This window comes from Arthrobacter glycogeni, from assembly GCF_054511155.1.
In genome coordinates this window covers 36,944-47,567 of the sequence record NZ_JBTNDE010000026.1, presented here as the reverse complement: position 1 = coordinate 47,567, position 10,624 = coordinate 36,944, and the positions used below count along the sequence as shown (strand labels likewise).

5 protein-coding genes and 1 pseudogene are annotated in these 10,624 nt (G+C 65.5%); 1 reads left to right on the top strand and 5 read right to left on the bottom strand.

Translation table 11 applies throughout. The features are described from left to right. Positions 1-659: pseudogene (locus ACX80O_RS15000) on the bottom strand (hypothetical protein); the annotation flags it as partial. A 306-nt stretch (positions 660-965) separates the two neighbouring features. Beyond that, positions 966-2,066, bottom strand: coding sequence for an ROK family glucokinase (locus ACX80O_RS14995; protein WP_459308647.1), 1,101 nt, complete (start codon positions 2,064-2,066; stop codon positions 966-968). A 138-nt stretch (positions 2,067-2,204) separates the two neighbouring features. Between ACX80O_RS14995 and ACX80O_RS14990 the strand changes: the two genes are divergently transcribed. After that, positions 2,205-4,013: an AMP-dependent synthetase/ligase gene (locus tag ACX80O_RS14990; protein ID WP_459333927.1), complete on the top strand. Its 1,809-nt coding sequence runs from the start codon at positions 2,205-2,207 to the stop codon at positions 4,011-4,013. A 24-nt stretch (positions 4,014-4,037) separates the two neighbouring features. Here ACX80O_RS14990 and ACX80O_RS14985 read toward each other — a convergent pair whose 3' ends face one another. From ACX80O_RS14985 to ACX80O_RS14975, 3 genes are all read right to left on the bottom strand, one after another. Beyond that, on the bottom strand, positions 4,038-5,438 hold the full coding sequence (locus ACX80O_RS14985; RefSeq protein ID WP_459333926.1) for a mycothione reductase: 1,401 nt from the start codon (positions 5,436-5,438) through the stop codon (positions 4,038-4,040). Beyond that, complete coding sequence (locus ACX80O_RS14980; protein ID WP_459333925.1) at positions 5,435-6,901, bottom strand: MinD/ParA family ATP-binding protein; 1,467 nt, start codon at positions 6,899-6,901, stop codon at positions 5,435-5,437. Before ACX80O_RS14980 ends, ACX80O_RS14985 begins: the two co-directional genes overlap by 4 nt. An 87-nt stretch (positions 6,902-6,988) precedes the next feature. Beyond that, on the bottom strand, positions 6,989-10,396 hold the full coding sequence (locus ACX80O_RS14975) for a pyruvate carboxylase (protein WP_459333924.1): 3,408 nt from the start codon (positions 10,394-10,396) through the stop codon (positions 6,989-6,991). Positions 10,397-10,624: the final 228 nt, after the last annotated feature.

Sequence of the window (10,624 nt, the reverse complement as noted above, 5' to 3'; positions counted from 1 at the left end):
CTATGATCAATCAGGGTCCCGGCGGTCACTTCCGGCACCCGGGTGGCCGCACCCAGTTCCGCCGCGGCGAGCATCCTGACCCGCCCCCGATCCTCCACCCAGGGATGCGCTCCACTGGTGAGGTCATGAAGATGGGTGACAGCTTTCGCTTCCTGCGCATCAACCCAGGAACGCAACCCTCCCAGATCCTTAATCAGGTCCAAGGTCCGCCCCGCATCCAGGCCGACCACCGCCGCCACAGCCACCCCGCCCATCAACACCGGCGGCACCTCACTGGAGCGCACCCCGGCATCAGGGCCAGCACCAAAATCGGCCTCAGGCCCGCCACCAACAAAGGCACCAGCAGAGGTGTCAGCAGAAGCATCAGCAAAGGCACCAGCGGAAGTGTTGGGCGGATCACCTACCGGGGCAGTCCACACCGCGCCGACACCCAACGGACCACCCGGACCATACCCACCAGACGCCCCACCAGACGCCCCACCAGACGCCCCACCAGACGCCCCGCCGGGCGTTCCGCCGGAAGCCCCGCCTGACGTCCCGCCTGAAGAACCGCCCGAAGCCCCCGCGGCGGTATTCGCGGGCCCGTTAGTGGAGCCGGAATCCGCGCCGGATTCGGGAACGAATCCCTTTCCGGTAGGAGAAGCTGTACTGCTTTTCATACCTTCATTCCATCATCGGGCACTGACAAAATAAGGTCCGTGGGAAGGCACCCGGAAAAGAATTTTGAACTATTTTTCCTGGCAGATCAAAATTTTGGATCGGCGGCATAAAGGGAACCACAACCCACCCGCTGAGGCGTTAGATCGGGCCCTCACAAGCCCGATGACCCACCAGATCTCACGGTTCGGCGAAATATGAGGCACGGCCGATCCACAGGGGAAGATCGTGGGGCGGGTGAGGCTGACCTAGTTCTGGCACTACCAAACCGGACTCAACCACGGGCGCAGACCGGGCGCAGAGGTGACTCAACCTCGGCTCAACCTCGGACTCAACCGGGACAAATCCGCCGCACCCACCAACCCGGCGAACGGCCCCAGGGCGGCGGCTTCCACACGGGCCGCGGGCCGGAACCCGCGACCCGTCAGGTTGCGGGCAAACGCCCGGCGGGCAGGTTCCAGCAATACTTCACCCGCCGCGCCAAGGCCACCACCGACAACGAAGGTTCCCGGATCCAGGGCCGCCGCGAGGTTGGCCAACCCAAGCCCGAGCCACTGCCCGACGTCGTCGACCAGTTCCCGGCACGCCGGGTCGCCCTCCAGAGCCAGCTTGGTGACGACAGCACCAGTGATGAGCCGCGGATCGCCGTCGACCTCCCGCAGCAGGGCCTGCGCCACCGGGGAATTGGCTGTCGCGAGCTCGCGCGCTTCCCGCCCCAACGCGTTGCCCGACGCGTACTGCTCCCAGCACCCCCGGTTACCGCACTCACAGCGGTGCCCCTGTGGCACGATGATCTGGTGGCCAAACTCCCCCGCCACACCAAAGCGGCCCCGCTCCAGGGCGCCATCCATAATCATTGCCCCGCCGATCCCGGTCCCCAGGGTGATGCAGACCAACCGGCTCTCACCCCGGCCCGCACCGAACCGCCATTCCGCCCAGGCCGCGGCGTCGGCGTCGTTCACCACGGTGACCCGCCGCCGTAAAATCCGCTCCAGATTGTGGCGGAGCGGTTCGTTGCGCCAGGCAAGGTGGGGGCTAAACAGCACCGTTCCGTTGGTCAAATCCATCCAGCCGGCGGCTCCGATCCCCACGGATCTGATCCGATACCCGGTGGAGAGCTCAGTCACCAGCTCGGCGATGATCGCTTCTACATGACGCGGGTCGTGGCCGGGGGTGTCACGCCGCGCCTCGGCCAGGATGTTCCCGCGGATGTCGACGACGCCGGCCGCCACCTTGGTCCCACCGATGTCGATCCCGATGGCAAGACCTCGGCGCAGGAAGGTCGGCGAATCCGTAGGGCCAGCCAACAGACCACCAGGCCGACGTCGGGCAGCCCTGCCGCCGGCCCCGGGACCGCGCAGTTGCGTTCGTAACCGGGGCTGCGTCGCGGCATCCGACTGTCTGATCATGGTAAGTCCTCGTCCCCGGCCAGCTCTAGGCGTTGTGTGACCGTTACCGATTCGTACATTACTGGAGAGTATTAACGCTCACCGAACCTATAGGCTAATAAAATCCCGCAGGTTTTGGAGATATCAAAGGAGATAGTCGTGCGCGAATACAGCGTCCCCATTCTGGTGGACACACCCCGTGACAGCAATATCACGGAGTTGGTTGTCAAGCAGGCTGCGAAAGCCTCCGACCCCGCGCTGTTCTCGAAGAAGGACAGTGCCGGGGAGTGGCAGAACATTCGGGCAACTGAATTCCTCGCTGACGTCCAACTCCTCGCCAAGGGCCTGATGGCCAGCGGTGTTCAGGCCGGCGACCGCGTCGCCATCATGGCACGCACCCGGTATGAGTGGTCTCTGGTGGACTTTGCCATCTGGTTTGCCGGTGCCATCTCGGTTCCTGTCTACGAGACCTCGTCGCCATCGCAGGTGGGCTGGATCCTTGAGGATTCGGGCGCCGTTGCCGCATTCGTTGAGTCATCCCGCCACGAGAACGTGGTCCGTCAGGCCACCGCAGCATCGAACATCCCGGGTGTCCAACATGTCTGGCAGCTCGACAACAATGGCCTCGACCCGCTGCGTAGCGCGGGCAGCGACATCGGCAACCAGGCGCTGGAGGCCCGTCGCACGACGGCCGGGCTCGACGACGTCGCCACCATCATTTACACCTCGGGGACCACCGGCAAGCCCAAGGGTTGCGAACTCACCCACGGGAACTTCGTGGACCTGTCAGTCAACGCCGCTGCAGCGCTGCCGGAGGTAGCCCATGAGGGCGCGCAGACCATCATGTTCCTCCCCCTGGCCCATGTGTTTGCCCGGTTCATCTCGGTGCTGTGCGTGGCATCCGGTGCGACAGTGGCCCACACCCCCGACGTCAAGAACCTGCTCCCCGATCTGCAGAGCTACCAGCCATCTTTCATCCTCGCGGTTCCCCGGGTCTTCGAGAAGGTCTACAACAACTCAATGCTCAAAGCCGAGGACGGCGGCAAAGGCAAGATCTTCCACGCCGGCGCCAAGGTGGCCATCGAATGGTCCAAGGCCGACCAGGCAGGCAGGGTGCCGCTGATGCTCAAGGTGAAGCACGCCGTGTTCGACAGGATCCTGTTCAGCAAGATTCGCGACGCCATGGGCGGACGCGTGGAACATGCAGTCTCCGGAGGCGCGCCGCTGGGCGACCGGTTGGGGCACTTCTTCCACGGCATCGGCCTGATGGTCCTCGAAGGGTACGGGCTCACCGAGACCACCGCGCCGATCACCGTCAGCACCCCGAAGCGGATCAAGATCGGCACCGTAGGCGCTCCCCTTCCCGGCAACGCTGTCAAGATCGCCGACGACGGCGAAATCCTCGCGAAGGGCGTATGCGTCATGCGCGGCTATTACAAGCGCGACGACCTCACCGAAGAGGCCTTTGTCGATGGCTGGTTCCGCACTGGCGACATCGGCGAGCTGGACACCGATGGTTTCCTCAAAATCACCGGCCGGAAGAAGGAAATAATCGTCACCGCGGGCGGCAAGAACGTCATCCCCGCGCAGCTGGAAGACACGATCCGCTCCAATGCCCTGGTGTCCCAGTGTGTTGTGGTCGGCGACCACCGAGCGTTCATCTCCGCCCTGATCACCCTTGATGAAGAAGCACTCCCGGGCTGGCTCGAACGTCACCAGTTGCCCAAGGACACGACCATGGCGCAAGCGGTCGAGCACCCGCTCGTCACCGCCGAGGTGCAACAGCTGGTCGATCAAGCCAACGCCAACGTCTCCCAGGCTGAGTCGATCAAGGCGTTCCGCATCGTCGCGACCGACTTCACCGAGACCAGCGGGCACCTGACGCCGTCGCTGAAGATCAAGCGCGCCCAGGTCTTGAAGGACTACTCGACAGTGGTCGAAGGGATCTATTCGGCCCCTCGCGCCTAGCCAGAACCCGCGGTGCGGGGCTGATTACCCGGTCTTCAGGGATAGGAGTGCGTTCTCGACTACTTCCGTCAGGGCCGGGTGGATCCAGTACTGGCCGCTGGCCATGGTCTGGGCGTCGAGCCCAAAAGACATCGCCTGAATCACCGGCTGGATGATCATTGACGCCTCGTGGCCCATGATGTGCGCGCCGAGAATCATCCCGGTGCGCTGATTTGCGATCAGCTTCACAAACCCTGTGGTGTCCTCCATCGCCCAGCCATATGCCGTCGACCCGTACCGTTGGACCGCCACCGTGACCTCGAAGCCTTCAGCTTCGGCCTTCGCCAACGCCTCTGCTTCGGTCAGTCCGACAACAGCAACCTGCGGGTGGGTGAACACCGCGGCGGGAACAAACCGGTGGTCGCTGGTGCGCAGATCCTCCGGGTGGCTCAGGTTATGCGACACGATCCGCGCCTCATGGTTGGCAACGTGTTTGAGCTGGAATTTGCTGCTGACGTCGCCGAGCGCCCACAACCCATCAACCGGCGCGCCGTTCCGGAGCACCCGCTGCTGCCCGTCGACGACCAGACGTCCGTCCGCTTCAAGATCGAACCCGACGGCGGCGGCATCCAGCCGATCGGTGTTGGGCACCCTACCCGCAGCCACCAGGACGACGTCGACGTCGAGCTCCCGTGCGCTGTCCCCTGCGAGAACTGCGTGGACCGAGCTGTCGTCGTTGGCGGTCAGCGAGGCCACCGTATGGTCGAGAACGACGTCCCACTGGCGTACCGCCTGAGCGGTGAATGCCGCGGAGACGGTGTCATCGAGCGTTCGCAGTAGCTGGCCGGACCGGTTGACCACAGTGACAGCCGATCCGAACGCACCAAAGATATGGGCAAACTCAGCGGCGATGTAGCCGCCGCCAATGATCAGGATCCGGCCCGGCAGCTCGTCCAGCCGCATGATGGTGTCTGAGGTGTGAACCTGAGGAAGGGTGATGCCGGGAATATCGGGAAGTACCGCGCGGGACCCGGCGGCGATGACTACCTGGTCCGCCTGAATCTCCTCGCCGGATCCGGTCACCAACGATCTGTCGCCGGTAAACCGGACGTAATCCTGATAGAGGGTGACATTCTCCAGCTCGTCGGCCCGGTACCGTCTGCCGTCCCGCGAGATCGCATCGATGCGGGAGAAGATCCGGTCCCGGATGGCGCGCCAGCTGACGCCGCGAAGCTCAAGGTCCACGCCCAGCGCAGCCGCTTCGCGGGCGCCGGTGGCAAGCTCCGCCGGGAAGACGAACATCTTGGTCGGGATGCAGCCGACGTTGAGGCAGGTTCCGCCGAAGACGCCGCCGTCGATCAGAGCCACTTTCCGGCCGTCCCACTCGGGGGTGATCAGGCTGTTCCCCGATCCGGAACCGATGATCGCCAGGTCGTAGTGGGTCACAGCAGTTCGTCTACCACGAGGGCGGCCAACTCGATGACTGCGTCGCGGGTGGCGGGCTTGAGCTGGGCCAGATCGATGCGGGAGCCTTCAGCCAGATGACGGTCGTAGGGAATCCGCACGACGGTGCTGACCCGCGACTGGAAATGCTCCTCGATCTCGGCGACATTCACCTGCGTGCCGTTGCCTGACGACAAGTTGATCACCACGATGGCGTTAGCCACCAGATCGTGCCGACCGTGCGCTTCCAGCCAGGACAGCGTCTCGGAGGCGAGCCGCGCCTCGTCGACGCTACCGCCGGAGACCAGCACGACGGCGTCGGCCTTCTCCAACGTCCCCTTCATCACCGAGTGCACCATGCCGGTGCCCGAATCGGTGAGGACAATCGAGTAATAGCGGCTCAGGATGTCGGTGACCGCGCGGTAATCGGCGTCGTCGAACGCCTGGGCGACGGCGGGATCCGTCTCGGACGCCAACACGTGCAGCCGTGAGCCTTCGCGGGCCACGTAGCTGGAGAGCTGGGCAAAAGAGTCAACCATGAACCGGTTCTGGACCAGCTGGCGGGCGGTGAAGTCCGCTTTGCCGGGTGAGCGATCGGAGAGTGTTCCCCGGTCCGGGTTGGCGTCCATGGCGATAATGCGGTCTTCGCGCATCTCGGCCAGGGTCATGCCCAGCAGCGTGGTGACGGTGGTTTTTCCCACCCCGCCCTTTCGGGACAGTACCGGTACGAACCGGGTGCGCTCCCCCAACCGCACACCAATGCGGTGCTCCAGGGCGCGGCGGATGCGAACGGCGTCCGAGTCGCCGAGGCTGACGTAGCCGAAAGTGAGCATGTGGAGCAGCCTGCGCCATCCGTCGACGGGTGGCCGCTTCGTCACTTCGAGGAGCCGGTCCGCGGTCAGGGAAGAAGCCGTTTCCGGGCCGGCTTCCTTCTGCCGGCGGGCGCTGCGCGCTTCAGCGGTCTCTGCGACTGGCCGGTCCGCCGGTGGTGCGGCGGTGGCGGTGGCGGTGGAGCCAGCCGTGGGCAACCAGCCGGCAAGGTCGGCTACCGCTTCCGGAGCAACCGTGGGGGCAGCCGGAAGAGCCGCAGCAGGAAGAGTGGCCGCTGGCCTTGAAGTGGCTGCTGGTCCTGAGAGATCCGCTGGCCCTGAGGATGCCACCGTTGAAGTCTCACCGGTCCTGAGGGGCAACGCGGCCGCATAATCGACCGGAAATCCGGCCAGCGCTCCATGATCATGCTCTGGCTCCCCGGCGCTGGGAGCATCGGGGGCCGTGCCGATTGGGGCGGAAAACTCCGGCTCGTCATCGGGCGCGACGCTGGTGGTGGTGGCGTCGTCGGGCGCATCAGCTTGGTGCGCCTCGGGATGCGAATCGACCGAAGTGACATTGTTTGAAGTGTCATCGACTGGTCTGTCATTGTCTGGTCCAGCGGACGGGCTGGTACCGGACGGATCTTGCGGGGTCATAGTTCCTCACAGGGTCAGCGGGCGCGCCAAAGGCGCCGAGGTTTCCAGCCAAACACTAGCGCACCGAATCCCGCGGCAGGGCACTGGCTACGCGGTCTTGATCACCAGGAGGAGGTCCCCGCCCTGCACCTGGGACACGACGTCGACGGCGATCCGCTGGACGGTACCGCCCACCGGCGACGTGATTCCCGCTTCCATCTTCATGGCCTCGATGGTGGCGATGGTGGCACCCTGTTCGACCGTGTCGCCTTCGGCCACGGTGATGGTGACCGCACCCGCGAAAGGCGCAGCGATCTGGCCCGGCGTCGCCTTATCGGCCTTCTCGGCGGCTTTGACATCGCTGTGGATGCTGCGGTCGCGGACGGCGACGGGACGCATCTGCCCATTGAGCGTGCACATCACTGTGCGCATGCCCTTCTCATCCGGCTCGGACACCGCACTGAGCGTGGCAATCAGCCGGACACCCCTTTCCAGCGGGATGACATGTTCGCGGCCCTGTTGCAGGCCATATAGGTAGTCCCGGGTGTCCAGGACTGACACGTCCCCGTAGGTTTCGCGGGTGGCGAGGAAGTCCTTGGTCGGTCCGGCGAATAGCAGTCGGTTCAGGGTGGCACGGCGCAACGCTGAGTCCCCGGTCAGGGCCTTCTGATCCTCGGCACTGAGCTCAGTGTCGCGGACCTTGACGTCGCGGCCCTGCAGCGCCTTGGTACGGAAGGGTTCGGGCCAGCCGCCGGGAGGGTCGCCGAGTTCGCCGCTGAGGAAGCCGATCACCGAGTCGGGGATGTCGTAGTTCTGTGGGTTCTGCTCAAAATCAACGGGATCCACGTTGGTGCCGACGAGCTGCAGGGCAAGGTCGCCCACCACCTTCGACGACGGCGTGACTTTCACCAGTCGCCCCAGCATCCGGTCAGCTGCCGTGTACATGTCCTCGATGGCTTCGAACCGTTCGCCGAGGCCCAGGGCGATGGCCTGCTGGCGCAGGTTGGAGAGCTGTCCGCCCGGAATTTCGTGACGATACACGCGCCCAGTGGGCCCGGGCAGCCCGGATTCGAAGGGAGCATAGACCCGACGGACCGCTTCCCAGTAGGGTTCCAGTGAACAGACGGCCGCGAGGCTGATGCCGGTATCGCGCTCAGTGTTGGCCAGGGCTGCGACCAGGGCCGACGCCGAGGGCTGGCTGGTGGTACCGGCCAGGGATGCGCTGGCGACGTCGACGGCATCCACCCCCGCGTCCACGGCCGCGAGGAGCGTGGCCAGCTGGCCGCCAGCGGTGTCGTGGGTATGTAGGTGGACCGGAAGGTGGAAGCGTTCCCGCAGGGCAGAGACAAGCTGGGTTGCTGCTGCTGGCCGCAGCAACCCTGCCATGTCCTTGATCGCCAGGATGTGGGCGCCGGCGTCGACCATCCGCTGCGCCAGCTCCAGGTAGTACTCCAGCGTGTACAGCTTCTCTTCGGGGTCCAGCATGTTGGAGGTGTAGCAGAGGGCCACCTCGGCCACAGCGGTGCCGGTGGCCCGGACCGCGCGGATGGCCGGCTCCATCTGGGAGACGTCGTTGAGGGCGTCGAAAATCCTGAAAATGTCAATCCCGGTGCCCGCGGCCTCCTTGACGAACGCTTCGGTGACCTCTTCCGGGTACGGGGTATAACCCACTGTGTTGCGGCCGCGCAGGAGCATCTGCAGGCAGATGTTCGGCAGTTCCTTGCGGAGCGCGGCGAGCCGCTCCCACGGTTCTTCGCCGAGGAACCGGAGGGCGACATCGTAGGTGGCCCCGCCCCAGGCTTCCACCGACAGCAGCTGGGGGGTGGCACGGGAGACAGCGTTGCCGGCTGCCACCAGGTCGCGGGTGCGGACCCGGGTGGCGAGCAGCGACTGGTGGGCGTCGCGGAAGGTGGTGTCGGTAACGGCGACGGCGGTCTGGGCGCGGAGTTCGGCAGCGAACTTCTCCGGGCCGAGTTCCTGGAGCCGCTGCCGTGACCCGGGGCCCGGGGCTGGCTCGCCCTCGACGGCTTCGGGCAGTTTCTCGGCCGGATCGATCTCGACACGTCGTTCACCATGGGGCTTGTTGACTGTTACGTCGGCGAGCCAAGTGAGCAGCTTGGTGCCGCGGTCGGCAGAGACCCTGGCCGTGAGAAGTTCGGGCCGTTCGTCGATGAAGTTGGTCGCCACGTCGCCGGCGATGAAGTCCGGGTCGTCCAGGACGGCCTGCAGGAAGGAGATGTTGGTGGAGACCCCGCGGACCCTGAACTCGGCCAGGGCGCGCCGGGCGCGGGTCACCGCCGATTTATGGTCGCGGCCGCGGCAGGTCAGCTTCACAAGCATGGAGTCGAAGTGCGGGCTGATTTCGGCACCCGCGTAAACGGTTCCGCCATCGAGCCGCACCCCGGCGCCGCCGGCGGACCGGTAGGCGGTGATCTGTCCAACGTCGGGCCGGAAGCCGTTGGCGGGATCCTCGGTGGTGATGCGGCTCTGCAGGGCGGCACCCCGAACCTGGACGCTGTCCTGGCTCAGGCCGAGATCGGCAAGAGTCTCCCCCGCGGCGATACGCAGCTGGGCCTGGACCAGGTCGACGTCGGTAATCTCCTCGGTGACCGTGTGCTCCACCTGGATCCGGGGGTTCATCTCGATGAAGACGTGCTGGCCCGCCCGCTCGCCCACGGTGTCGACGAGGAACTCGACAGTGCCGGCGTTGACGTAGCCCAGCGCGGTGGCGAAAGCGACAGCGTCTCGGTGCAGCGCCTGACGGATGTTCTCGTCGAGGTTCGGGGCAGGCGCTATTTCGATGACCTTCTGATGGCGACGCTGGATGGAGCAGTCACGCTCAAACAGGTGCATGACGTTGCCCTGCGCGTCGGCGAGGATTTGAACCTCGATGTGGCGGGGGCGGAGCACAGCTTGTTCAAGGAACATGGTCGGATCGCCGAACGCGGAGTCAGCTTCCCTCATGGCTGCTTCGAGCGCCTCCGGGAGCGCTTCCCGCTTGTCGACGCGCCGCATTCCGCGCCCGCCGCCGCCCGCGACCGCCTTGGCGAAGATGGGGAAGCCGATCTCGTCAGCGGCGGCGATCAGCTCGTCGACGTCGGAGCTGGGTTGCGAGGACTTCAGTACCGGGATGCCAGCCTTGCGGGCGGCTTCCAGCGCGTGGACCTTGTTGCCAGCGAGTTCGAGCACGTCGGCGGGCGGCCCCACGAAGGTGATGCCAGCCTCTTCGGCGGCGCGGGCGAGGCCAGGGTTTTCTGAGAGGAAGCCGTAGCCCGGGTAGATGGCGTCGCACCCTGACTCCTTGGCGACCCGGACGATCTCCTGGACGTCGAGGTAGGCGCGGACCGGGTGGCCCTCTTCACCAATCAGGTAAGCCTCGTCGGCTTTCTGCCGGTGGATCGAGTTGCGGTCCTCATAGGGGAACACCGCTACCGTCTTGGCCCCAACCTCGAACCCAGCCCGGAAGGCGCGGATGGCAATCTCGCCGCGGTTTGCTACCAGAATTTTCGAAAACATCGCTCTCCTGCGTCCGTGCATCTCACCACCGGGTAGGGGCGTCCGTGTCCTGCGTCACGGCAATCTTCACCCTACCGCGCTGTGACGCCGCTCCCTTAATGCTTCTCAGCATACGAATTCGGGCGACCCTGCAGCGGACCTTGCTACGGCTGGCGCTCACCTATGATGGAGGTAGGTCCGCCGCCGTAGCGGCACCGACCAGATCCAGACGCGAGCAGGCCGCCAGCA

Coding starts and splice junctions, on each gene's coding strand:
- ACX80O_RS14995 (WP_459308647.1), bottom strand. CDS start 2,066: ATGATCAGACAGTCGGATGCCGCGACGCAGCCCCGGTTACGAACGCAA.
- ACX80O_RS14980 (WP_459333925.1), bottom strand. CDS start 6,901: ATGACCCCGCAAGATCCGTCCGGTACCAGCCCGTCCGCTGGACCAGAC.
- ACX80O_RS14975 (WP_459333924.1), bottom strand. CDS start 10,396: ATGTTTTCGAAAATTCTGGTAGCAAACCGCGGCGAGATTGCCATCCGC.